Source organism: Streptomyces sp. NPDC037126, assembly GCF_055605965.1.
Genome location: NZ_JBVJTD010000014.1, coordinates 175,216 through 196,873, shown reverse-complemented (window position 1 = coordinate 196,873; position 21,658 = coordinate 175,216). Strand labels below are relative to the sequence as shown.

Annotated in this window: 23 protein-coding genes, 1 tRNA gene and 2 pseudogenes; 17 read left to right on the top strand and 9 right to left on the bottom strand. The window is 72.1% G+C overall.

Annotated features, from left to right (window positions below; genetic code table 11):
* Window positions 1-156: 156 nt before the first annotated feature.
* The gene (locus tag ACZ7FF_RS28195; RefSeq protein ID WP_470815406.1) at window positions 157-1,551 is read left to right on the top strand and encodes a helix-turn-helix domain-containing protein; all 1,395 of its coding nucleotides are present in this window, start codon (window positions 157-159) and stop codon (window positions 1,549-1,551) included.
* Between the two features lie 31 nt (window positions 1,552-1,582).
* Here ACZ7FF_RS28195 and ACZ7FF_RS28190 read toward each other — a convergent pair whose 3' ends face one another.
* The gene (locus tag ACZ7FF_RS28190) at window positions 1,583-1,726 is read right to left on the bottom strand and encodes a hypothetical protein (RefSeq protein ID WP_470815404.1); all 144 of its coding nucleotides are present in this window, start codon (window positions 1,724-1,726) and stop codon (window positions 1,583-1,585) included.
* 342 nt (window positions 1,727-2,068) lie between these two features.
* Between ACZ7FF_RS28190 and ACZ7FF_RS28185 the strand changes: the two genes are divergently transcribed.
* The 4 genes from ACZ7FF_RS28185 (at window position 2,069) to ACZ7FF_RS28170 (ending at window position 5,098) form a co-directional block, all read left to right on the top strand.
* Window positions 2,069-2,986, top strand: coding sequence for a GAF and ANTAR domain-containing protein (locus tag ACZ7FF_RS28185; RefSeq protein WP_470815402.1), 918 nt, complete (start codon window positions 2,069-2,071; stop codon window positions 2,984-2,986).
* A complete protein-coding gene (locus ACZ7FF_RS28180) occupies window positions 2,986-3,381 on the top strand; it encodes a GAF domain-containing protein (RefSeq protein ID WP_470815400.1) in 396 nt (131 codons plus the stop codon). Before ACZ7FF_RS28185 ends, ACZ7FF_RS28180 begins: the two co-directional genes overlap by 1 nt.
* A complete protein-coding gene (locus tag ACZ7FF_RS28175; RefSeq protein WP_470815398.1) occupies window positions 3,378-3,632 on the top strand; it encodes a hypothetical protein in 255 nt (84 codons plus the stop codon). Before ACZ7FF_RS28180 ends, ACZ7FF_RS28175 begins: the two co-directional genes overlap by 4 nt.
* A 269-nt stretch (window positions 3,633-3,901) precedes the next feature.
* The gene (locus tag ACZ7FF_RS28170; protein WP_470815397.1) at window positions 3,902-5,098 is read left to right on the top strand and encodes a GAF domain-containing protein; all 1,197 of its coding nucleotides are present in this window, start codon (window positions 3,902-3,904) and stop codon (window positions 5,096-5,098) included.
* Between the two features lie 82 nt (window positions 5,099-5,180).
* On the opposite strand, the gene ACZ7FF_RS28165 is transcribed toward ACZ7FF_RS28170, so the two are convergent.
* Both ACZ7FF_RS28165 and phoU read right to left on the bottom strand, forming a co-directional pair.
* The gene (locus ACZ7FF_RS28165; protein WP_470815395.1) at window positions 5,181-5,336 is read right to left on the bottom strand and encodes a hypothetical protein; all 156 of its coding nucleotides are present in this window, start codon (window positions 5,334-5,336) and stop codon (window positions 5,181-5,183) included.
* A gap of 116 nt (window positions 5,337-5,452) precedes the next feature.
* Window positions 5,453-6,142 (bottom strand): phosphate signaling complex protein PhoU, encoded by a 690-nt coding sequence (phoU, locus tag ACZ7FF_RS28160; RefSeq protein ID WP_470815393.1) that lies wholly within the window; start codon window positions 6,140-6,142, stop codon window positions 5,453-5,455.
* A gap of 236 nt (window positions 6,143-6,378) precedes the next feature.
* On the opposite strand from phoU, the gene phoR reads away from it, so the two are divergent.
* A complete protein-coding gene (gene phoR, locus ACZ7FF_RS28155; protein ID WP_470815391.1) occupies window positions 6,379-7,638 on the top strand; it encodes a two-component system sensor histidine kinase PhoR in 1,260 nt (419 codons plus the stop codon).
* Between the two features lie 5 nt (window positions 7,639-7,643).
* Entirely contained in the window at window positions 7,644-8,315 is a 672-nt protein-coding gene (phoP, locus tag ACZ7FF_RS28150; protein ID WP_466437636.1) for a two-component system response regulator PhoP, read from the top strand.
* A 161-nt stretch (window positions 8,316-8,476) separates the two neighbouring features.
* Here the strand turns inward: phoP and ACZ7FF_RS28145 are convergent, their stop codons facing one another.
* Window positions 8,477-9,160, bottom strand: coding sequence for a copper chaperone PCu(A)C domain-containing protein (locus ACZ7FF_RS28145; protein WP_470815389.1), 684 nt, complete (start codon window positions 9,158-9,160; stop codon window positions 8,477-8,479).
* Window positions 9,161-9,762: 602 nt separating this feature from the next.
* Between ACZ7FF_RS28145 and ACZ7FF_RS28140 the strand changes: the two genes are divergently transcribed.
* The 7 genes from ACZ7FF_RS28140 to ACZ7FF_RS28110 all read left to right on the top strand — a co-directional run bounded on the left by ACZ7FF_RS28140 (window position 9,763) and on the right by ACZ7FF_RS28110 (window position 16,629).
* Window positions 9,763-10,245, top strand: coding sequence for a CarD family transcriptional regulator (locus ACZ7FF_RS28140; protein ID WP_003953493.1), 483 nt, complete (start codon window positions 9,763-9,765; stop codon window positions 10,243-10,245).
* 313 nt (window positions 10,246-10,558) lie between these two features.
* Entirely contained in the window at window positions 10,559-11,311 is a 753-nt protein-coding gene (ispD, locus tag ACZ7FF_RS28135) for a 2-C-methyl-D-erythritol 4-phosphate cytidylyltransferase (RefSeq protein ID WP_470815387.1), read from the top strand.
* Window positions 11,301-11,798 carry a 2-C-methyl-D-erythritol 2,4-cyclodiphosphate synthase gene (gene ispF / locus ACZ7FF_RS28130; protein ID WP_470815385.1) on the top strand — a complete coding sequence of 166 codons (498 nt, stop codon included), beginning with the start codon at window positions 11,301-11,303 and terminating at the stop codon, window positions 11,796-11,798. The genes ispD and ispF overlap by 11 nt, the downstream gene beginning before the upstream one ends.
* 56 nt (window positions 11,799-11,854) lie before the next feature.
* Entirely contained in the window at window positions 11,855-12,259 is a 405-nt protein-coding gene (locus ACZ7FF_RS28125; protein WP_470815384.1) for a PPOX class F420-dependent oxidoreductase, read from the top strand.
* Between the two features lie 60 nt (window positions 12,260-12,319).
* Window positions 12,320-13,723, top strand: coding sequence for a cysteine--tRNA ligase (gene cysS / locus ACZ7FF_RS28120; protein ID WP_470815382.1), 1,404 nt, complete (start codon window positions 12,320-12,322; stop codon window positions 13,721-13,723).
* An 89-nt stretch (window positions 13,724-13,812) separates the two neighbouring features.
* Entirely contained in the window at window positions 13,813-14,754 is a 942-nt protein-coding gene (gene rlmB / locus ACZ7FF_RS28115) for a 23S rRNA (guanosine(2251)-2'-O)-methyltransferase RlmB (RefSeq protein WP_470815381.1), read from the top strand.
* A gap of 153 nt (window positions 14,755-14,907) precedes the next feature.
* A complete protein-coding gene (locus tag ACZ7FF_RS28110) occupies window positions 14,908-16,629 on the top strand; it encodes a DoxX family protein (protein ID WP_470815379.1) in 1,722 nt (573 codons plus the stop codon).
* Between the two features lie 70 nt (window positions 16,630-16,699).
* Here ACZ7FF_RS28110 and ACZ7FF_RS28105 read toward each other — a convergent pair whose 3' ends face one another.
* From ACZ7FF_RS28105 to ACZ7FF_RS28095, 3 genes are all read right to left on the bottom strand, one after another.
* A complete protein-coding gene (locus tag ACZ7FF_RS28105) occupies window positions 16,700-17,431 on the bottom strand; it encodes a nucleotidyltransferase family protein (RefSeq protein ID WP_470815377.1) in 732 nt (243 codons plus the stop codon).
* Between the two features lie 103 nt (window positions 17,432-17,534).
* On the bottom strand, window positions 17,535-17,993 hold the full coding sequence (locus ACZ7FF_RS28100) for a hypothetical protein (protein ID WP_470815375.1): 459 nt from the start codon (window positions 17,991-17,993) through the stop codon (window positions 17,535-17,537).
* 192 nt (window positions 17,994-18,185) lie between these two features.
* Window positions 18,186-19,322, bottom strand: coding sequence for an ABC transporter ATP-binding protein (locus ACZ7FF_RS28095; RefSeq protein WP_470815373.1), 1,137 nt, complete (start codon window positions 19,320-19,322; stop codon window positions 18,186-18,188).
* A 218-nt stretch (window positions 19,323-19,540) separates the two neighbouring features.
* On the opposite strand from ACZ7FF_RS28095, the gene ACZ7FF_RS28090 reads away from it, so the two are divergent.
* Window positions 19,541-19,614: transfer RNA gene (locus ACZ7FF_RS28090), tRNA-Thr, on the top strand.
* Between the two features lie 106 nt (window positions 19,615-19,720).
* On the opposite strand, the gene ACZ7FF_RS28085 is transcribed toward ACZ7FF_RS28090, so the two are convergent.
* The gene (locus ACZ7FF_RS28085; RefSeq protein WP_470815371.1) at window positions 19,721-19,900 is read right to left on the bottom strand and encodes a CsbD family protein; all 180 of its coding nucleotides are present in this window, start codon (window positions 19,898-19,900) and stop codon (window positions 19,721-19,723) included.
* 478 nt (window positions 19,901-20,378) lie between these two features.
* Window positions 20,379-20,686, bottom strand: a pseudogene (locus ACZ7FF_RS28080) (ATP-binding protein); the annotation flags it as partial.
* 193 nt (window positions 20,687-20,879) lie between these two features.
* Here ACZ7FF_RS28080 and ACZ7FF_RS28075 point away from each other — a divergent pair.
* Window positions 20,880-21,119: a chaplin gene (locus tag ACZ7FF_RS28075; RefSeq protein WP_470815369.1), complete on the top strand. Its 240-nt coding sequence runs from the start codon at window positions 20,880-20,882 to the stop codon at window positions 21,117-21,119.
* Window positions 21,046-21,579: pseudogene (locus ACZ7FF_RS28070) on the top strand (UTRA domain-containing protein); the annotation flags it as partial. The gene ACZ7FF_RS28075 and the pseudogene ACZ7FF_RS28070, both read left to right, overlap by 74 nt.
* Window positions 21,580-21,658 lie beyond the last annotated feature (79 nt).

Sequence of the window (21,658 nt, the reverse complement as noted above, 5' to 3'; positions counted from 1 at the left end):
GTGGTGATTGGATGACCGAAGCTTGTGAGGCGTTCTGTCCCAACCGCCATGCCCGGCGGGCAGTTGGGGACGACGGGACAACAAAACCCGCTCTGACCAGGCGGAATTCGGTGGCCCTGGAACGCGTGACTGGAACACGAGGGGATGGGGGAACGGGTGCCAGGGGCAACAGGGGCCGGCGGGACGGAGGCCTTCGCGCGGCTGCTGCGGGAGCTCAAGGACCGCTCGGGACTGAGCTACGGGGCGCTCGCCAAGCGGCTGCACATGAGTACGTCGACGCTGCACCGCTACTGCAACGGAACGGCGGTGCCCCTCGAGTACGCGCCGGTGGAGCGCCTCGCGCGGGTCTGCCGGGCGACGCCGGACGAGCTGGTGGAGCTGCACCGGCGCTGGATCCTGGCGGACGCCGCACGGGGGAGCAGGGCGGAGCAGGTCGCGGCGGCGGGTTCGGCGCGGGGAGCCGGTTCGGCCGACACGGGCGGGGCAACCGGCGCGTCCGACACCTCTGCTGCAGATACAACTGGTACGGCTGGTACGGCTGGTACGGCTGGTACGGCGGATACGGCCGATGCGACGGGGACGGCCGGTCCGGGCGGTCCCGGCCCGGGGCAGGGCGAGGACGGCGAGCCGGTCGTCGTCGACGTGCCGCGCGCGCCCGCGCCGCCGCGCCGCCGCCGTGCCGTGCTGATCGCCGCCGCGGTCGTCGCCGTACTGGGAGCCGTCGTGTTCAGCGTGCGTCCGCCGGGCGGCGGGAAGGACACCGGCGACCGGAGGGCGGCCGGCGCCGCCACGACCACCCGGGCGACGGACACCGGCAAGCCCTCCGTCACCCCGTCCCCGAGCGCGAAGCGGCACAAGCCGTCCCCGTCGGCCTCCGCCACCGCCACCGAGTCCGGGAGCACCGGCTCCCGCACCTCGAACGGGGCCCAGGGCACCGACGGCAGCGCCACCGGTGCCGACCCGCTGACCGTCGCCACCCGTCCCTTCGTGTACGACAACCCGTGCAGCCAGCACTTCCTGGTCGACAGCGAACCCCAGCAGGTGGGGCCGCCGGCGGGCGAGCAGGACGCGCCGCGCTGGGCGGCCGCGTACGGGGCGGTGTCCTCGGGAGACCAGGAGATCGCCCTCACCGTCCAGGGCACCGGCCGCGACACCGTCGTACTGGAGGCGCTGCACGTGCGCTTCCTGACCAAGGACGCGCCGCTCGCCTGGAACGACTACGCGATGGGCGTCGGCTGCGGCGGCAACGTCGAGACCAAGTCGTTCGACATCGACCTCGACAACGGCAGTCCCGCGATCACCGTCAAGAACGGCCAGCGCGACTTCCCGTACAAGGTCAGCGAGTCCGACCCGGAGGTCTTCTACGTCACCGCCCACAGCAAGGCCCACGACGTCCGCTGGGACCTCACCCTGGACTGGTCCAGCGGGAGCCGCCGCGGCACCGTCCACATCGATGACGGCGGCACCCCGTTCCGCACCAGCGCCGACGTGGCCCGCCCGGGCTACGACTACCCGCTGGGCGGCAGCGAGTGGATCAAGCGGGAGGACTGAACCGGGTCCCGCAGGGGCGTTCGCGGTGGGTTCAGCCGCGGGTCCCGGCGCCCGTGCAGGGCGGGTAGAACGTCTCCAGGCCGGCCTCGGGCATGGAGTCCGGGGTCTCCCGGTCCGTCCGGGCCGCTTCCCTCGTGTAGCGCCTGCTGTGGGGAGTCGGGTCCCCGGCGGACATGCGCGATACCTGCCCCGCCTCCGGGTCAGGAGCGACACCTGGACGCGGGGCCCGGAGCACCACCGGCGCGGGTCAATCCGTGTCGGCCTGCCCGGGGGTCTCCGCGAGGGTCGCCGCGAACGCGGCCACGGTGCCGGCCGGCCTCTCCGGTCCCCCCCGGCACCGGGCCTGCACGGGTGGTCCGGCGACCGTCGGGCGTGGGCGTCTTTGCGGTCCGGTGGTCCGTGCGATTGCTTTCCCCTGGCGGGGAACCCGGCACGCGGACCGTTTCAGCGGTGCTTGGACGGGCCGGACGGGATACTGGTGGATCATGTCTGCTGATCGCGCGAGTGGCCGGGGGTGATGACCGTGCCGCCCGAGGAGCCCAGGCCGTCGGACGGTGGTGGTGTGCCGCCCGACGCCGAGGCGCGCCTGCGGGTGAGCGAGATGCTGGCCGCGGCCGCGCGGGGCGCGGAGGATCCGCAGGGCGTCCCGGCCGCCCTGTGCGAGGCGTGCGTACGGCTGCTGCCGGCCACCGGCGCCTCGGTGTCGATCTCCGGCGGCAAGGGCGTCCGCGTCACCTGGTGCGCCAGTGACCGGGTCGCCTCCCGGCTCGCCGAGCTGCAGTACACGGTGGGGGACGGTCCCTGCCAGACCGCGCTCGACCATGGTGCCCCCGTCATCGCGGCCGACCTCACCCAGGGCCGCGACGCCCGCCGCTGGCCGATCTTCGCGATCGAGGCGGTGGGGCTCGGCGTCCGCGCGGTCTTCTCCCTGCCCCTCGGTGTCAACGGCGCCGCCATCGGCACCCTCGACCTGTACAGCGAAGGTACGGGAGGGCTCGCTGAGCCGGATCTGCGGACGGCGCTGTGGGTACGAGACGCGGTCACCTACGCGCTGATGAGCCAGACCGTCGAGCAGGGCGGTGCCGCGGACGACACGGACGACGACGGGGTGGCTTCCTGGATGGCGGCCTCGGAGTCCGACCACACCGAGGTCTACCAGGCGGTCGGCATGGTGATGGTGCTGCTGGAGGTGGACCCCGAACAGGCCCTCGACCGGCTGCGGGCCCGCGCCTACGCCGACGGCCGCACGGTCAGCCAGGTGTCCCGGGACGTACTGACCCGCAGGCTCCGCTTCGAGCCGGAACCGGAACCGGCACCGGGTGGCGGGGACGCCGGTGGCGACGGCGGGAGGGGGCGTCCCGCCGGGCAGGGCGGGGCCGACGTGGGCGAGGACGGACATGACCGCGGTGACGAAGGAAGGGACGGTGATCGGTGATGGGCCGTGAACAGCAACTCGCGGAGGCGCTCGTCGGCCTGGCCGATTCCCTCGCCGACGACATCGACCCCGTGGTGCTCGTCGAGCGCCTCGCGCGGCACTGCGTCCGCGTCACCGGTGCCGACGGGGTCGGCGTTCCGGGGGTGTCCGCCCGGGGCGACCTGCGCCCGCTGGCCGTCACCGAGGACGACGCCGCCCTGATGGAGTTCGTCCAGCTCCAGGCCGACGAGGGACCCTGCCCGGACAGCTTCCGCGAGGGCCGCCGCGTCGACGTGCCCGATCTGGGGCTCAGCACGGACCGCTGGCCCGCGGTGGCGCCGTACGCGCTCGGGCGCGGCTACCGCTCCCTGCACGGTCTGCCGCTGCGGGTGCACCAGCAGACCGTGGGCGCGTGAACCTCCTCGCGCGCCGACCGGGCGGGCTGCCGGCGCTGGACGTGGAGCTGGCCCAGGCGCTCGCCGACGTCACGGCCGTCGCCCTGATCAACTGGAGCCCCGAGCCGCTGCGGGCGACCGACGTCACCAGCCGGGTCCAGGCCGCCCTCGCCGCCAAGGCGGCCGTCGACACGCCGAGACCGGCCGTCTCGGCCCGTCCGCGGCCCGCGCGGCCCTGCGCGCCTACGCCGTCCGCCACCACCGGCGCCTGATCGACACCGCGCACGCCCTGGTCGGCCGCGCCCTGCGCCCGGAGGACGTACTCGCCGCCGAACGGACGTGACCCCGGGGGCCCATGACGAGCCGTACCCGGCGGGCACCGTACCCGTGCACGGCCGGGCGGCGGCCGTATACGGCGGCGCACGAGGCGCGGCCTTGTACGGCGGCGCACGAGGCTGACGCGCCACCCCGGCGCGACTACGCTGAGAGTGGGGCCAAGCCAGGGGACCGGATCCCGTGGCGCGCAGGCAGGGGGCCCGCGATGGAGCACTTCACCTGCCGGACCGTGGCGGATCTGGTCGTGCCCGGGCTGGTGACGGGACGGCTGACGGTCCTGGCCCTGCACGGCGACGCCGACGCGGGCGCCGAGCTGGACTCCGCGCTCCGCGCCGCGGGCCCCGCCCAACTCGTCCTCGACCTCGGCGGCCTGGACCGGCTGTCGCCCACCGCCGCCGCGACCCTGTACCGGTTCACCGGGGCCGCCGCCGGGCACGGCCGGGGGCTGTTCCTCGCCGCCTGCTCCGCCGGCGTCGCGGCCGTCCTCGCCCGCGCGCGGCCGGCCGGCGCCCGGGAGCCCGAGCTGTTCGCGACGGTGTCCGACGCCCTCGCCGCCGTCCTCGCCTCGGCCGCCGGCGACCCGGCACCGGTCGGCCCGATGCTGCGCCCGCGCGCCCTGGAACTGCGCCGCCATGCCGTGGAACTGCGTCACGCGCTGCTCGGCCGCGCCCTCCTCGCCCGTGCGCACGGCATCCTCATGGAGCGCTACGGCCTGCCGGACGCGGCGGCGGCCGACGGGCTGCTCCGCGAGGTCGGCCGGGCGCACGGCATCGAGCCGGTGCGGCTGGCGGCGGCCCTCGCGCAGACCCCGCCGCCGCGCACCGGCGAGCCGTGGTTCCCCGCCCAGGGGCGGGCGGCCGCGCCCACGGTCGGTTTCGTCACCGCGCCCGCGGGCCGGCCGCTGCCGCTGCCGGTGTTCCTGGACGCGCTGCGGGACGCCGTCTGCGCGATCACCCACTCGCACATGGCCAGCGTCCAGCTCATCGACCCCAGCGACAACACGCTGTGGCTGGAGTCCAGTTGCGGTCTCCCCGCCGAGTTCGTGCGCTTCTTCGCGGTGATCGACGACACCTGCACCTGCTGCGGGGAGGCGGCCCGCAAGAGTGAACGGGTCGTCGTCGACGACGTCGTCACCGACCCGTGCTTCGACGAGCCCTCCCGGGCGATGATGCTCGCCGCGCACAGCCGCTCCGTGCAGAGCACCCCCATCCCGGGCGCGTCGGGACGGCCGCAGGGCATGCTCTCCACCCACTACGAACAGCCGGGGCACCTGTACAGCGGGGCCGAACTGGGCGCGCTGGACACCGTCGCCCGGGAGGCGGGGGTGTGGCTGGACTGGTACCGGGCGAGCACGCTCCGGGACGCACTGGAGGAGCTGCACCGGCGCGCCCAGGGGCCGTGACCCCGGGGCCGGGCGCACCGGGTGCACGCGTAGGGCCGGTGTGAAGTCGATTCACACCGGCCCTACGACGTCGTGACGTCCGTCAGCCGCACTGGCAGGGGCCGCCCGACTGGCAGCCGCAGCCGCACCCGGAGCCGCAGCCGCAGGCGGCGACCAGCGGCAGGCTCCTGATCTCGGCGGGCTGCTCGGTCTCGCGCTCCTGGGTGGGGTCGGGTGTGGTGCTGGGGGAATCGGCCATGGGTCCCTCCTAGACGCTGGGGCAGGGTGCCCTCGTCCATTTCATGCCCGTTCCGCCCGGCGCATCAACGGCGCACGGAGGCGCCCGAGCGCCCCGGTGACCCGGCCCCGGCGGGGTTACGCGCCCTCGACGCCCGTCGCCGGCTGGATGTCCGCCTGCAGGTCGTCCGCGTGCTCGCCCGTGACCAGGAAGACGACGCGCTTGGCGACGGCCACGGCGTGGTCGGCGTAGCGCTCGTAGTAGCGGCCGAGCAGGGTGACGTCCACGGCCGTCTCGATGCCGTGCCGCCAGCGCTCGTCGATCAGGTGCTGGAAGAGGGTGCGGTGCAGCAGGTCCATCTCGTCGTCGTCCTGCTCCAGCTGGAGGGCGAGGTCGACGTCCTTGGTCACGATGACCTCGGCGGCCTTCGCCATCAGGCGCTGGGCGAGCTGGCCCATCTCCAGGATGGTGGCGTGCAGGTCCTGCGGGACCGCCCGCTCGGGGAAGCGCAGCCGCGCCAGCTTCGCCACGTGCTGGGCGAGGTCGCCGGAGCGCTCCAGGTCGGCGGACATGCGCAGGCTGGTGACGACGATGCGCAGGTCGGTGGCCACCGGCTGCTGCCGGGCCAGCAGGGCTATCGCCCGGGCCTCCAGGTCGTGCTGGAGCTCGTCGACCTTCTGGTCGGCCTCGATCACGCTCTCGGCCAGCTTCAGATCGGCGTCGAGGATCGCGGTCGTGGCGCGTCCGATCGCGGAGCCGACCAGCCGGGTCATCTCCACCAGGCCGTCGCCGATCGAGTCCAGTTCCTCGTGGTACGCGTCCCGCATCAGGGGTCCTCTCCTACGTGTGCTTCGGGGGTTCCGGGGGCCGTCGCAGCACGCGCGCGCCCCGTGGCGAAACCGGCGGTGCGAACCCCACGCTCCCACGTTCTGGCTCGTACGCGTCCGTTTCCGCCACCCCAAATGAACCAATACTGGCTCCAAGGTGAACTCTGGGCGACGAGTGTTCGAGGTCGCACTCCCACGGCTGTGGTCAGGTCGTACGTCATGCCTAACCTTGAGGCATGGACGTGAACGCGGCGGTCGCCGCAGCGGCAGCGATCGCCGGGGTGCTGACCGGTGTCATCGCCATGCTGGCGTTCCGCTGGAGCGAACGCGACCAGAAGCGACCTACCAGGACTTCCTTGCACACTGATCCCGTACTCCCGCCCGGCGTGGACACCGTGCTCTCGGTGCTGCGCTCCTCGGCCGTCGTCCTCGACGAGGGCGACGCCGTGGTCAAGGCCAGCTCCGCCGCCTACGCCCTCGGGCTGGTCCGCGGAGGAAAACTGGCCATCGAACCGATGCTCCAGATGGCCCGGGACACCAGACGGGACGGTGAGATACGCCAGGTCGAGCTGGACCTGCCCAGACGCGGCACCGGACGCGGCGAGGCCCTCGCCGTCTCCGCCCGCGTGGCCCCGCTCGGCTCCCGCCTGGTCCTGCTGCTGGTCGAGGACCTGACCGAGGCCCGCAGGATCGAGGCGGTGCGGCGCGACTTCGTCGCGAACGTGAGTCACGAGCTGAAGACCCCGGTCGGCGCGCTCTCCCTGCTCTCCGAGGCCGTCATGGACGCGTCGGACGACCCCGAGGCCGTCCAGCGCTTCGCCGGCCGCATGCAGATCGAGGCGACCCGGCTGACCAACCTGGTCCAGGAACTGATCGACCTCTCCCGGGTGCAGAACGACGATCCCCTCGAGGACGCCGAGCCCGTCCGGGTGGACGAACTGGTCGCCGAGGCCATCGACCGCTGCCGCCACCAGGCGGGCACCAAGCAGATCACCATGGCCGCCGGCGGCACGGCGGACCTGCATGTCTGGGGCAACCGCGGGCAGCTCGCCGCCGCCCTGGGCAACCTGGTCGAGAACGCCGTCAACTACTCCCCGGCCCGCACCCGCGTCGGCATAGCCGCGCGCCGGGTCAGCGCCTCCGGCGGCGACATGATCGAGCTCGCCGTCACGGACCAGGGCATCGGCATCTCCGACAGGGACAAGGAGCGCATCTTCGAGCGCTTCTACCGCGTCGACCCGGCCCGCTCCCGGGCCACCGGTGGCACCGGCCTGGGTCTCGCGATCGTCAAGCACGTGGTCGCCTCGCACGGCGGGGAGGTCACGGTCTGGAGCGCCGAAGGCCAGGGCTCCACCTTCACCCTGAGGCTGCCGGAGGCGGGTCTGGCCCGTGACCGCGCACAGCAGCACCCCGACCCCGACCTCGACGACGAGGCCGGCGGCCCCACCGAGTCATCCCCGTACGAACCGCTTCCCGCCCCGGAGGTCCTTCCGTGACCCGAGTGCTCGTCGTCGAGGACGAGGAGTCCTTCTCCGACGCCCTGTCGTACATGCTCCGCAAGGAGGGCTTCGAGGTCGCCGTGGCGGCGACCGGCCCCGACGGACTCGACGAGTTCGAGCGCAACGGCGCCGACCTCGTCCTCCTCGACCTGATGCTGCCGGGGCTGCCCGGCACCGAGGTGTGCCGCCAGCTGCGCGGCCGCTCCAACGTACCCGTGATCATGGTGACCGCGAAGGACAGCGAGATCGACAAGGTCGTCGGTCTGGAGATAGGAGCCGACGACTACGTCACCAAGCCCTTCTCCTCGCGCGAGCTGGTCGCCCGCATCCGCGCGGTGCTGCGCCGCCGCGGGGAGCCGGAGGAGGTCACCCCGGCGGCGCTGGAGGCCGGCCCGGTCCGCATGGACGTCGACCGCCACGTGGTCACCGTCGCCGGCTCCAAGGTCGACCTCCCGCTGAAGGAGTTCGACCTGCTGGAGATGCTCCTGCGCAACGCGGGCCGGGTGCTGACCCGTATGCAGCTGATCGACCGGGTCTGGGGTGCGGACTACGTGGGCGACACCAAGACCCTCGACGTCCACGTCAAGCGCCTGCGGGCCAAGATCGAGCCGGACCCGGGCGCGCCGCGCTATCTGGTGACCGTGCGCGGCCTGGGCTACAAGTTCGAGCCGTAGACCGGCCCCTGCGCCAGGCACGACGAAGGGCGGCACCCCGGCAGGGGTGCCGCCCTCGCGCGTTCACGGCCGCGAGCGGCGTCCGGGCCGCCCGACGCGCGTGCGGCCGCCCGGCGCGGGCGGCCGTTCGGCGTGGGCGGCCGTTCGGCGTGTACGGCCGCTCAGTGGCCGGCGGCCGACTGCGACGCGGAGTCGCTCGGGTTGGCGCCGGTGCCGGTGGTCGCGGTGGTGCTCGCGGTCGCCGACGCGGTGGCCTTGCCGTGCTTGCCCGGCTTGGCGCTGCCGGAGGCGGTGGCGCCCGGGGCGGGGGAGGCGGTGGCCGGGCCGGACGGGATCTGGCTCGGGCCCCACTTGTCGAAGTAGCTGGTGGCCGGGACCACGAAGGCGGGCAGGCTCACCGCACCGGTCTTGCTGAAGGTGAAGGTGATCGGCTGGGCGTTGCCGTCCTGGACCGCCGTGCGGCCGCTGGGGATCTCGGCGGAGGCGTTGCCCTGGCCGCCGAGGATCAGCGAACCGTGCGCCGGGACGGTCAGGCTCTGGCCCTTGGCCGCGGTCAGCTTCACCGTCTCCGTGGAGTTCGGGATGCTGATCGACTGCAGGGTCTCGTCGGCGTTGCCCATGTTGAACAGGGTCGCGGAGACCGCGGCCGGGCCCGTCGACTTCAGGTCGGGCTGGGTGATGATCGTGGCGTTCTGGATCTTGATGTCGCCGACGCTGGTGGCCGCGTTGTCCGGCTTGACCTCCAGGGTCTGGGAGTGGTTGCCGGCACCGCAGGCGGCGAGCGACGCGATCGAGAAGACAATGGCGGAGGCGGCGAGGGCGCCGCGTCGAAGGCTGCTGCTCACGGCGGCGGCAACTCCTTGAACGCACGGGCGGCTCCTTATAAAGCCACCCTAAGTGTCTGTCAGCGGCCTTAGGTTACCGAGCCGTTCCCGAGCGTCCGCACCCGACCCTCCTCCGGGCCCCGGCTTCCCACCCGGTGGGGGTACCTCGGCCCACTCGTCACCCCTGTCACAGGTGACCCTTCAGTCACTTTGCCCGGGGCTCGTACGCCATTCACATAACCACGCGCAAAATTTCCGTGAAGGAATGCGCGGGCGCCCCCGAAATTGATCACGGGGCACCCGCCCGGAGGCCGCTGATCAATTCCGGATTCGGCTCACATCCGCCTCGGGCCACCGAACGGAGTAGCGGAAGTCGTACGCTTGGAACCGGACAAATCGGGATGTTCATCCACTTGGAGAGGCCTCCGGGGGTGTGTGGCGTACGCGTTTCACCTCGCCCGGAGAGCCCCTCCCACCTGCGAATACCCGCTTCCGCGGGCCGGTCGAAGCACGTTCCGGTTGCTGTTGTCAAGCCCCGAGATATGCCCTGACCTGCGAAAACGCCATTCAGAACCGCCGGTTTCCGTGTTACCCTGGATAGCCACGGAAGGGGTACCTGTCACATGACGTTCAAGGTTGGCGACACCGTGGTCTATCCCCATCACGGGGCCGCGCTGATCGAGGCCATCGAAACTCGCCAGATCAAAGGCGTGGACAAGACCTACTTGGTGCTGAAGGTCGCCCAGGGTGACCTGACGGTACGTGTGCCAGCGGACAATGCGGAGTTCGTCGGCGTGCGTGATGTGGTCGGTCAGGACGGGCTGGACCGGGTCTTCGAGGTGCTGCGCGCGCCGTACGCCGAGGAGCCCACGAACTGGTCTCGCCGCTACAAGGCAAACCTGGAGAAGCTCGCCTCCGGCGATGTCATCAAGGTCGCGGAAGTCGTGCGTGACCTGTGGCGTCGTGAGCGCGAGCGCGGACTGTCCGCCGGTGAGAAGCGCATGCTCGCCAAGGCCCGCCAGATCCTGGTGAGCGAGCTGGCTCTCGCGGAGAACACGAACGAGGACAAGGCCGAGGCCCTGCTCGACGAGGTGCTCGCCTCCTGACACGCCATGGGTAGCGGTCTCCCGCTCCCGGCACGCTCAGCACAGTCACAATGCCGCGGTGCCCGATGACACTGAACCTGTCGCCGGGCGCTGCGGCATGTTCGTCCCCGCAAACCGGTACATGCATTGCAAACCGGTACGTGCGTTGCGGTACGTCGGGAAGCCCACGGAACAAACCCCCCGATACTTGATGTGCCGGGCCCGGGCGGATGGCTCGACCAGGGTCACGGAAGGGGTCCGGTCAAGGCGTCGCGCCCGGCACTCCTCCAGGCCATACCCACCTAGGTCGAGCACACAAACCTGACAGGAACCGATGTCTGACGAATCGCGCCCCTCGTCCGCGCCGACCCCCGTCGCCGCCGTGATTCCGGCCGCCGGCAGGGGCGTACGCCTCGGTCCGGGCGCCCCCAAGGCGCTCCGGGCGCTGAACGGCACGCCCATGCTGATCCACGCCGTCCGTGCCCTCGCCGCGTCCCGGCACGTCTCCCTCGTGATCGTCGTCGCCCCGCCGGACGGCGCCGCCGAGGTCAAGTCCCTGCTCGACGTCCACGCGCTGCCCGAGCGGACCGACTTCCTGGTCGTCCCCGGCGGGGACAGCCGCCAGGAGTCGGTGCGGCTCGGCCTGGACGCCCTGCCCCCCGAGTACGGCGTCGTCCTCGTCCACGACGCGGCCCGCCCGCTCGTCCCCGTCGACACGGTCGACGCCGTCATCGAGGCCGTGCGCGACGGCGCCCCGGCCGTCGTGCCCGCGCTGCCGCTGGCCGACACCGTCAAGGAGGTCGAGCCCGCGGCCGAGCCCGGCGCGCCCGAGCCGGTCGTCGCCACGCCCGAGCGGGCCCGGCTGCGCGCGGTCCAGACGCCGCAGGGCTTCGACCGCGCGACCCTGCTGCACGCCCACGAGACCGTCACCGAGGACGTCACCGACGACGCGAGCATGGTGGAGCAGCTCGGCCTGCGGGTCGTGACCGTCCCCGGGCACGAGGAGGCCTTCAAGGTCACGCGCCCCCTCGACCTGGTCCTCGCCGAGGCGGTCCTGGCCCGCAGGAGGCTCAACGATGGCTTCTGACCGTCCCCTGCCGCTGCCCCAGGTCGGCATCGGCACCGACATCCACGCCTTCGAGGAGGGCCGCGAGCTGTGGTGCGCGGGCCTGCGGTGGGAGGGCGAGGGCCCCGGTCTGGCCGGGCACTCCGACGCCGACGTCGTCGCGCACGCCGCGTGCAACGCCCTCTTCTCCGCCGCCGGGCTCGGTGACCTGGGGCAGCACTTCGGCACCGGCAGGCCCGAGTGGTCCGGGGCCTCCGGCACCACCCTGCTCACCGAGGCCGCCCGGATCGTCCGCGCGGCGGGCTTCACCATCGGCAACGTCGCCGTCCAGGTGATCGGCCCCCGCCCGAGGATCGGCAAGCGCCGCGACGAGGCCCAGAAGATCCTCTCCGAGGCGGCCGGCGCGCCCGTGTCCGTCTCGGGCGCCACCACCGACGGGCTCGGTTTCCCGGGCCGCGACGAGGGGCTGATGGCGGTGGCGACGGCACTCGTGGTGCGGGTGGGCTGAGAGCGTGCGAGGGTACCCGGAGAGTCACCGCTGACCATGGCTTTCCGGAGGTACCCGTGTCCGCAGCCCTGTCCGACCGGCTCAAGTCCCTGCTCGACGACAAGGTGTTCGTCACCGTCGCCACCGTCCAGCCCGACGGGAGTCCGCAGCTGTCCCCGGTCTGGGTGAAGCGCGACGGCGACGACCTCCTCTTCTCCACGACGGTCGACCGCCGCAAGAAGAAGAACCTGGACCGCGACCCCCGGGTGACGGTCGTCGTCATGAATCCCGAACAGCCCTACGAGTACGCCGAGATCCGCGGCACCGCCGACATGACGACCGCCGGCGGCCCGGACCTCATCGAGGAACTGAGCCTGAAGTACACCGGCAGGAAGTACGCCGAATTCAACCCGTCCTCCGCGCAGGACGCCCAGCGGGTGGTCGTGCGGATCACCCCGCGCAAGGTCGTCGGGGTGATCTGAGGCGCCGGGATTGCGGGGAAGGGGCGTGAGGCACTGCCTGGCGCCCACTACCCTGGAGTGGTGACTATTCGCCTGTACGACACCAGCGCCCGGCAGATCCGTGACTTCACCCCGCTCAAGCCGGGTTGTGTCTCGATCTACCTGTGTGGTGCCACCGTGCAGGCGGCGCCTCACATCGGGCACGTCCGCTCGTATCTGAACTTCGACATCATGCGGCGCTGGTTCGAGTACCGCGGCTACGAGGTGACGTTCGTCCGCAACGTCACCGACATCGACGACAAGATCATCGCCAAGGCGGAGCAGCAGGACCGGCCCTGGTGGTCGATCGGGTACGAGAACGAGCGCGCGTTCAACGAGGGCTACGACGCGCTGGGCTGCCTGCCGCCGACCTACGAGCCGCGGGCCACCGGCCACGTGACCGAGATGGTCGAGATGATGCGCACGCTGATCGAGCGCGGGCACGCCTATGAGGCCGACGGCAGCGTCTACTTCGACGTGCGCTCCTGGCCGTCCTATCTGGAGCTGTCCCGGCAGGACCTGGACGAGATGCGCCAGCCGGCCGAGGAGGGCATCTCCGGCAAGCGGGACCCGCGGGACTTTGCCATGTGGAAGGCCGCCAAGCCGGGTGAGCCCGACTGGGAGACGCCCTGGGGGCGCGGCCGCCCGGGCTGGCACCTGGAGTGCTCGGCGATGGCCCACAAGTACCTGGGCTCCGCGTTCGACGTCCACGGCGGCGGCCTGGACCTGATCTTCCCGCACCACGAGAACGAGATCGCCCAGGCCAAGGCCTTCGGTGACGAGTTCGCCCGGTACTGGGTGCACAACGCCTGGGTGACCATGAGCGGCGAGAAGATGTCCAAGTCGCTCGGCAACTCGGTGCTGGTGTCGGAGATGGTCAAGCAGTGGCGGCCGATCGTGCTGCGCTACTACCTGGGCACGCCGCACTACCGCTCGACCATCGAGTACAGCGAGGACGCGCTGCGCGAGGCCGAGTCCGCGTTCGCGCGGATCGAGGGCTTCATGCAGCGCGTGGTGGAGAAGGCCGGGGGCGCGGTCGAGCCCGCCGCCGAGGTCCCGCCCGCCTTCGCCGAGGCGATGGACGACGACCTGGGCGTCCCCGGGGCCCTCGCCGTGGTGCACACCACCGTCCGGCAGGGCAACAGCGCGCTGGCCGCCGACGACAAGGAGGCCGCGGTCGCCCGGCTCGCGGAGGTGCGGGCCATGCTCGGCGTCCTCGGCCTGGATCCGCTCGACGCGCGCTGGGCCGGTGACGAGGCGGGCCGCCGCGAGGAGCTGCACGGCGTCGTCGACAGCCTGGTACGGCTCGTCCTCGACCAGCGCGAGTCCGCCCGCGCCCGCAAGGACTGGGCCACCGCCGACGCCATCCGCGAACAGCTGGGCCAGTCGGGCCTCGTCATCGAGGACAGCCCCCAGGGACCCCGCTGGACCCTCGGGTCCCGGTAGCCCCGGCCCTTGATCGATTGTGCCGCCCGGCCCCCCGGGCGGCACACTGCATAGACGTACACACATTTTCCGCAGAGAACAGGTAGGTCATGGCCGCGAACAACCGCCGCATGTCCGGCAAGAAGGGCGCGCAGGTCGGCAGTGGCGGCCAGCGGCGCCGGGGCCTGGAGGGCAAGGGCCCGACCCCGCCCGCCGAGATGCGCAAGGGACACGCCAAGCAGCGCGCCGCCGCGGCCAAGGTCCGCCGCTCGCAGGGCCGCCCGCAGCAGCGCCGGGGCGGCGGCAGGTCCACCTCCGAGCTGGTGGTCGGCCGCAACCCGGTGGTCGAGGCGCTCCGCGAGGGCGTCCCCGCCTCCACGCTGTACGTCCAGCAGTTCATCGACAACGACGAGCGGGTCCGCGAGGCCCTCCAGCTCGTCGGCGAGCGCGGCGGCATCAACCTGATGGAGGCCCCGCGGCCCGAGCTGGACCGCATGACGAACGGCCTCAACCACCAGGGCCTGGTCCTGCAGGTCCCGCCGTACGAGTACGCGCACCCCGAGGACCTGCTCGACGCCGCGGCCGACGAGGGCGAGGACCCGCTGGTCGTCGCGCTCGACGGGGTCACCGACCCGCGCAACCTCGGTGCGGTCGTCCGCTCCGTCTCCGCCTTCGGCGGCCACGGCGTCGTCGTGCCCGAGCGCCGCTCGGCCGGCATGACCGCGGGCGCCTGGAAGACCTCCGCCGGTGCGGCCGCCCGCACCCCGGTCGCCCGGGCCACCAACCTCACCCGGGTCCTGGAGGCCTACAAGAAGGCGGGCGTCACGGTCGTCGGCCTGGCGGCGGACGGCGAGATGGAACTCGGTGACCTGGAGGCCCTGGGCGGCCCGGTCGCCATCGTGGTCGGCAGCGAGGGCAAGGGCCTGTCCCGTCTGGTGGGCGAGACCTGCGACTACCGGGTGCGCATCCCGATGCCGGGTGGCGCGGAGTCCCTCAACGCGGGCGTGGCCGCGGGCATCGTGCTCTACGAGGCCGCCCGCAGGCGTGCCTGACGGGATGCCACGCCGACGGGACTGAACACCCGTCCGGAATCTCACCCGTACGGGGTAATTCTGGTGTCCGTACGGTGTTCCGGGCTGCTTTGACGCGGTCCGGACACATCCGCCCGGTCAAAGCAGTGTCCTAACGTCACGTCACTCGGTTAGATGAGTGTGGACACCAGAACACCCCGCACACCCACGGGGGACCGCTCGTCGGGATTCGACGACGCTCCCGCGCTGAGCATGGTGAAGGTGCCGAGCGATCCGGCGCAGGTCATCGTCAATCACGCCAGTTTCCGCGTGCAGTTGGGCACGGCGACGCGGCGTACCCAGTCCCCGCGGATCGCACGGCATCTGAGCGCCGCCCAGGACACCGCCCGGATGCCCGTCGCGGGCACGGCGGGCCGGGCGGGCGCCGCCGCCGGCCGCCGCCGCCCCGTCGTGTGGAGCGGCAGGTCCGCCCCCGACGACACCGGGGCCCACCGGCTCCTCCAGGCCGTGCGGGGCAGCAGCGTCCGCCACGCCGACGAGGCCGAGGCCGGCGCGACCCAGGTCATCCCGCGCGTCGGGACCACCGGCTACGCCGACACCTACGGCGAGCTCGACCGGACCGTCGAGACCCCCGTCGTCGGCCACCAGCGCACCGCCGCCGACGCCGAGGGCACCCGCCTGCTGCCGCACATGCGCAGCGGCGGCGGCGCCTACGGCGAACCGGCCTACGCGGGCGACGACTTCGGGTCGTACGGCGACTACGACGACCCCGGCCACTACGACGGCGCCGACCACTACGACGGCCCCGACGACTACGACGAATACGACGAGTACGCGGACACCGACCCCGACGCCCGGCGCGCCAGACGGCACGGCGACGACCCGGCCCGGCACGCGTACTACCCGGGCCGCCGGATGAACCTCGGTGTCGTCCTGCTCCCGCTGCGCATCTTCCTGGGCTTCATCTCCATCTACGCCGGCATGGGCAAGCTGTGCGACCCCGTCTACTTCGACGGCGGCAAGCGCGGCTCCATGGTCAAGTGGCTCGACACCCTGCACCCGTGGGACGTCGCCGAGCCGCTGCGCCAGCTCGCCCTGCACCACCCGGTCGGCTGCGGTCTCGTCATCGCCTTCCTGCAGGTCGTGGTGGGCGTCCTCACGATCCTCGGCTGCTGGCAGCGTGTCGCCGCGGTCGTCGGCGCCCTGCTGTCCGCGGCACTGATCGTCACCGTCAGCTGGAAGACGGTCCCCGCGTACGACGCCCCCGACTTCATCTACATGGCCGCCTGGTCCCCGCTGGTCATCGCGGGCGCGCCCGTCTACTCCGTCGACGGCCGCCTCGCGGGCAGCGCCTGGCGGCGCCTCGGCCCCCGCTCCGACATCTGGGAGCTGCGCCGCTACGTCCTGCGCCGCGGCGCCCTCGTCACCGCGGTCACCGTCGGCCTCACCCTGCTCGTCGGCTCCCTGCTCGGCGGCGCGGTGCGCGACTCCAGCCGGGTGGTCGTCCCGGGCCCCGGCGAGGCCCCCCGCAACAACCTCCCCGGCTCCGCGCTGCCGCAGCAGCCCGGGACCCGGCACAAGAGGACCCCGGCGGCCTCCACCTCGCCCTCCGGGGGCGCCACGGCCGGCGCCAGTCCGTCCGGCGCGGCCACCACCCCGGGCGCGACCCGCACCATCGGCGGTACGACCACCACCCCGAGTCAGACCCAGGGCACCACGGGTCAGGTCCCGCCCCGCCAGTCCGCCCCGACCGGCGGCGTCCCCAGCACCACGGCGGGGCCGACCAGCACGGGCGGCAGCGGCGTCGGCGGCGGCTCGTCGACCGGCGGCACCTCCAGCTCCGGCGGCAGCTCCTCCACGGGCCAGCCGGGCCTGGTGGGCGGCCTGCTGGGCTAGCCCGTCCCGTCAGCACAAGGCCCCGCACCACCCGGTGCGGGGCCTTCTCGGGGTGTGGGGGCCGGGGCCGTCAGCGTCCGAGGGCCGCCAGTTCCTTGGCCGCCTCGGTCAGGTCCTTCGCGGTGTCGATGGCCCGCCAGTACGCCCCCTGCGGGAGGGGGAAGCCCGCGAGCCTGCGCTCCCGGGCCAGTCCGGGGAACGTGGTCCGCTCGTGGTCACCGCGCTCGGGGAGCATCCCGGCGAACTCGGGCGAGAAGACGTACACACCGGCGTTGATCTCGAAGGTGGACGGCGGTGCCTCGATGAAGTCGGTGATGTGCCCGAACCCGTCGGTCTGCACCGCGCCCCAGGGGATGCGCGGCCGGGCCAGCGCCAGGGTCGCGACGGCGTCCCGCTCGGTGTGGAAGTCGGCCATGTCCCGCAGGGAGAAACGGGTCCAGATGTCGCCGTTGGTGGCGTACCAGGGACTGTCCGGGCGCGGGAGGTGGGCGGCGGCGTACTTCAGGCCGCCGCCGCGGCCGAGGGGCTCGGTCTCCACGACGGTGCGCACGGAGACCGGCAGGTCGGCCGAGTCCAGCCACTTCTGCAGGACGTCGGCGAGGTGGCCGCAGGAGACCACCACGTCCGTCACGCCCTCCTCGGCGAGCCAGGTCAGCTGGTGGCCGATGATCGGGGTGCCCGTGCCGGGGATCTCGACCATCGGCTTGGGCCGGTCGTCGGTGTACGGACGCAACCGCGATCCCTGGCCACCGGCCAGGATCACGGCTTGAGTGGGGCGCGACGCGGCGTTCGGATGGGTCATGACCGCACTGTACGTGGCGCCCCGTCCGGGCACGCGCGGCCGAGCGGGCTCCGCGGGGAGCCGTCATCGGCGCGCCGGCCCGTGTCCGGCCGGGGCGCCGGGTTCAGCTGTGCGCGGCCAGCACGCCGGAGGCGAAGGCGGTGTCGCACACCGGGCGGGCGTACGACTGGGCGCGGGAGGCGCCGTAGATGCGCACCGCGGCCCTGCCGAGGGAGCGGGCGATGGAGGAGCAGTGCCGGGCCAGTGACGGGTGGCCGTTCACCGCCTCCTGGAGGTGGGTGAGGACCACGCCCGGGTTCTTGTCCTGCAGCTCGCCCATCAGCTGGTCGCGCAGCACGTCCTGGGGGGCGCGGGCGACCGACCTGGTGGCGACCTCCGCCGAGGAGACGTCCGAGGCGGTGAGCACCGAGCTGGAGGAGCTTCCCGTCCAGTTGACCCGGGTGACCGCGAGGGTCCCGGAGAGCACCAGGACGACGGGCAGGACGAGGGCGAGGGTGCGGCCGATCCGGCGGGCAGGGCCCCGGTGGCTGCGTCGCGTCTGAGTGGTGGTGGAGTGCTTCACGCGTGTGAGGGTAGCGCCCGGTAATGATTTGGAGACATTCAGTCACCCTTATGGGGGATGAGAACGCGTTGCTTTCTGGGTAAGGGGTTGACGCCGCCACCTGGAACGATCACTTCGCCGGGGGGTCCGCGCACACGGAGGAGGGCCCCGCGCCGGTGCGCGGGGCCCTCCTCGCGGAGCGTGTCCGGCGGGTCAGTCGGAGAGGCGCTCGCCGCTGGACGTGGCGAACACGTGGGTCTCGCCCGGGCGCGGCACGACGTGCAGCGTGGAGCCCTTCTCCGGCACCTGGCGGCCGTTGACCCGGACCACCAGGTCCTTCGTCTCGCCGCCGACCTCGGCGGAGCCGTAGACGTAGCCGTCGGCGCCCAGCTCCTCGACGACGTTCACGGAGACCGCGAGGCCGGCCGGCGCGTCGCTGGTGTCCTTGGTCAGGGCGGTGGCGGCGCCGCCGCCCAGCTCGACCACGTCGAAGTGCTCGGGGCGGACGCCCACGGTCACCGTGCGGTCACCCTTGTCGGTGGCGGCCTTCAGGGCGTCCCGGTTGACGGGGACGACGCTGTTGCCGAACTTCACGCCGCCGTCGGTGATCGGGACCTCGACCAGGTTCATGGCCGGGGAGCCGATGAAGCCGGCGACGAACAGGTTCGCCGGCCTGTCGTACATGTTCCGCGGCGAGTCCACCTGCTGGAGCAGACCGTCCTTGAGGACCGCCACGCGGTCGCCCATCGTCATGGCCTCGACCTGGTCGTGGGTGACGTAGACGGTGGTGATGCCGAGTCGGCGCTGCAGCGAGGCGATCTGGGTGCGGGTCGAGACGCGGAGCTTGGCGTCCAGGTTGGACAGCGGCTCGTCCATGAGGAACACCTGCGGCTCGCGCACGATCGCGCGGCCCATCGCGACACGCTGGCGCTGACCGCCGGAGAGCGCCTTCGGCTTGCGGTCCAGGTACTCGGTGAGGTCGAGGATCTTCGCCGCCTCCTCGACCTTCTGCCGGATCTCCGCCTTGTTGACGCCGGCGATCTTGAGGGCGAAGCCCATGTTGTCCGCGACGGTCATGTGCGGGTACAGGGCGTAGTTCTGGAACACCATGGCGATGTCCCGGTCCTTGGGCGGCAGGTGCGTGACGTCGCGGTCACCGATGCGGATGGCGCCGCCGTTGACGTCCTCCAGGCCCGCGAGCATCCGCAGGGAGGTGGACTTTCCGCAGCCGGACGGGCCGACCAGGACGAGGAACTCGCCGTCCTCGATCGCGATGTCGAGACCGTCGACGGCGGGCTTGGTGGAACCCGGGTAGATCCGGGTCGCCTTGTCGAACGTGACAGTGGCCATGGTGAATGGGCCCCCTTCTACCGGCAGGAACGTGCCGGACGATCCGTTGTAGGAAGGTGGTTGGTGTAGTCCACACGAGTGGACTGGCTCAGGACCGTACCTGGCGTCCACTCGATCTGTCAGTACCCGGACCCCTGTGAACTTCGCGGAAATTTTCGACGGGGCCGGAGTGGGACCTGGGTACACTGCACAGGCACGGACGCGCCACGCGCGTGCAGGCCTCCTTAGCTCAGCTGGTCAGAGCGCCGCTCTTGTAAAGCGAAGGTCGTCGGTTCGAATCCGACAGGGGGCTCTTGATCTACCTGTGTCAACGCCCTCACGATCCATGATCGTGAGGGCGTTGACGGTAGTTCTTGACGGCAGTCGCGTCTGTCGGGTCCGGCTCAGGAGCCGCGGAGCTACGGCTTCTTCACGGCGTCTTTGATGTTGCCCTTGACCTGCTGCGCTTCCCCCTTAAGTTCCTGCGCCTTGCCCTTGGCCCGAAGCTCGTCGTTGTCCGTGACCTTGCCGGCACCCTTCTTGACGTTGCCGACCGCCTCGTTCGCGAGGCCCTTCGCCTTGTCCTTCGCACCAGACATGACTCTCCTCCAGTTCGTAATGGATGGATCTCATGACCAGGAAGACACGGGACGCCCCCAGCCGCTTTCTGAGCTAGCCCGCTTGCGCAGCAGATGATCCGAAGGAAACGGCCTAACGGCGTCGCTTGAGCAGTCGGTCCATGGGCCCCATGGCCTGCCGTCGGTCGCCGTCGCTCACTCTCCATGACGGTGCGGGGCGCGACCCCGGCCGCGAACAGCAGCGAGGCGGCTCGATCGGCCGACCGCTCCTTGTGGTGAACACCTGGTCGCTCTCGTGCCACTGCGCGCCGGCAGCCGCACGCCGGTCCGCCTGCCGTAGGCGCTGCCACCGAAGCGGCGCCACGCACATCAGCGGAATCGGGATGACCCGCGCCCGCCGGTTCTTGGTCGTGTCCAGGTACAGCTCCGTGCCACCCCGGTGCAGCGTGGTCCGCACCGTGACGGTGCGCCGGTCAAGGTCCACGTCCTTCCACTGCAATCCCAGGATCTCCCCACGCCAGGCCAGGGCCAGGCACTCGGTCTCGGCGCCGGCGAAGTTGCACAGGCGCAGCAGGAGGTCGATGCCCTTGCCGTCGGTGTCCCGGGCGGGCAGGGGGAGTTCGCTGGTGAGTTGGGTGCGCCGCCAGCAGACTTCCTGCGGGTCGGGGGTGCGGATGCCCCAGCCGGTGGGGTGGATACGGACGGAACGGCCGTCGTCGCGGCCCAGGTCGAGCCGTCGAATCCGGGGGCGACGCGGATGTGGGTGGGCTGTACGTCCTCGGTCAGGGCAAGTGCTTCGATCAGAGGCGTGCGCGGTGTGGCGCTGGTCCGGTTGGCGGGGGGGAGTGCCGACCAGACGGGTGAACGTCCGCGTGCGAGGCGTCGGCTGCCTGTTGAGCCGGGAAGTCGTCCGAGCGGGCTGCGCTCCTCGCGCCGGAACGGCGCTCCGGGAGCTGCCCGAGACGAACCCTCGCCCGTTCGGACTCAAAGAAAGCGAGTCATGATCGCCATGAAGAAGATGCTTGCGGTTGCCGGCGCTGCCTGTGCCGTCGTCCTGAGCGGAGCGGGCCTCGCGGCCGCCGACGCCGGTGCCCAGGGCACCGCAACGGGCTCTCCCGGCGTGCTCTCCGGCAACGTGATCGAGATCCCGGTCCACGTCCCGGTCAATGCCTGCGGCCTCACCGCCGACGTCGTCGGCCTGCTCAATCCCAGCGGCGCCAACGCCTGCGACAACGGCTGATCTGATCGGACAGACCCAACGGGCCCGACGGGCCCTCGTGTGTCCGCGTGAGCGTGGGCGGCCGGACTTCCCTTCCCGGCCGCCCACACCTGTGGAACCGGTCAGGGCCGCATGGTCACCACCACCTGGACGACTTCTTCGCGGCGTTGGCCTTGCCGGCCTCGGTGATGAGCCTGAGTCGGCACTGACTGTCGTGCGAGAGCGCGTGCGCATAGTGGACCAGGATCCGTACGCACCGGCTGACTCGTACTTCCCCGAGGAGTTCGTCCGAGGAACCCCGCTGATGCTTCCCGAGGACGTCTCAGCACCGGGTGGCGTACTGGCCCGCGTGGGCCTCGTGCAGGCCCGGTACCGCGATGAGATCACGGTTCGCATGCCTACTCGCGCTGAGATCGAGAAGCTCGCGCTGCCTTCGGCGACTCCGGTCGCTGTCCACACGCGCACGGGCTACGACAAGGACGGCCGGCCCTTGCCGACAGGGGGCTCCACAGGAGAGGGCCACCCGCGCCGCGCGCGGGTGGCCCTTGTCGTATGCGCGG

Excerpts from the sequence above, each read along its gene's own strand:
- ACZ7FF_RS28190 (WP_470815404.1), bottom strand. The coding sequence starts at position 1,726 with ATGTCCGCCGGGGACCCGACTCCCCACAGCAGGCGCTACACGAGGGAA.
- ACZ7FF_RS28185 (WP_470815402.1), top strand. The coding sequence starts at position 2,069 with ATGACCGTGCCGCCCGAGGAGCCCAGGCCGTCGGACGGTGGTGGTGTG.
- ACZ7FF_RS28180 (WP_470815400.1), top strand. The coding sequence starts at position 2,986 with ATGGGCCGTGAACAGCAACTCGCGGAGGCGCTCGTCGGCCTGGCCGAT.
- ACZ7FF_RS28170 (WP_470815397.1), top strand. The coding sequence starts at position 3,902 with ATGGAGCACTTCACCTGCCGGACCGTGGCGGATCTGGTCGTGCCCGGG.
- ACZ7FF_RS28165 (WP_470815395.1), bottom strand. The coding sequence starts at position 5,336 with ATGGCCGATTCCCCCAGCACCACACCCGACCCCACCCAGGAGCGCGAG.
- phoU (WP_470815393.1), bottom strand. The coding sequence starts at position 6,142 with ATGCGGGACGCGTACCACGAGGAACTGGACTCGATCGGCGACGGCCTG.
- phoR (WP_470815391.1), top strand. The coding sequence starts at position 6,379 with ATGGACGTGAACGCGGCGGTCGCCGCAGCGGCAGCGATCGCCGGGGTG.
- ACZ7FF_RS28140 (WP_003953493.1), top strand. The coding sequence starts at position 9,763 with ATGACGTTCAAGGTTGGCGACACCGTGGTCTATCCCCATCACGGGGCC.
- ispD (WP_470815387.1), top strand. The coding sequence starts at position 10,559 with ATGTCTGACGAATCGCGCCCCTCGTCCGCGCCGACCCCCGTCGCCGCC.
- ispF (WP_470815385.1), top strand. The coding sequence starts at position 11,301 with ATGGCTTCTGACCGTCCCCTGCCGCTGCCCCAGGTCGGCATCGGCACC.
- rlmB (WP_470815381.1), top strand. The coding sequence starts at position 13,813 with ATGGCCGCGAACAACCGCCGCATGTCCGGCAAGAAGGGCGCGCAGGTC.
- ACZ7FF_RS28110 (WP_470815379.1), top strand. The coding sequence starts at position 14,908 with ATGAGTGTGGACACCAGAACACCCCGCACACCCACGGGGGACCGCTCG.
- ACZ7FF_RS28105 (WP_470815377.1), bottom strand. The coding sequence starts at position 17,431 with ATGACCCATCCGAACGCCGCGTCGCGCCCCACTCAAGCCGTGATCCTG.
- ACZ7FF_RS28095 (WP_470815373.1), bottom strand. The coding sequence starts at position 19,322 with ATGGCCACTGTCACGTTCGACAAGGCGACCCGGATCTACCCGGGTTCC.
- ACZ7FF_RS28085 (WP_470815371.1), bottom strand. The coding sequence starts at position 19,900 with ATGTCTGGTGCGAAGGACAAGGCGAAGGGCCTCGCGAACGAGGCGGTC.
- ACZ7FF_RS28075 (WP_470815369.1), top strand. The coding sequence starts at position 20,880 with ATGATCGCCATGAAGAAGATGCTTGCGGTTGCCGGCGCTGCCTGTGCC.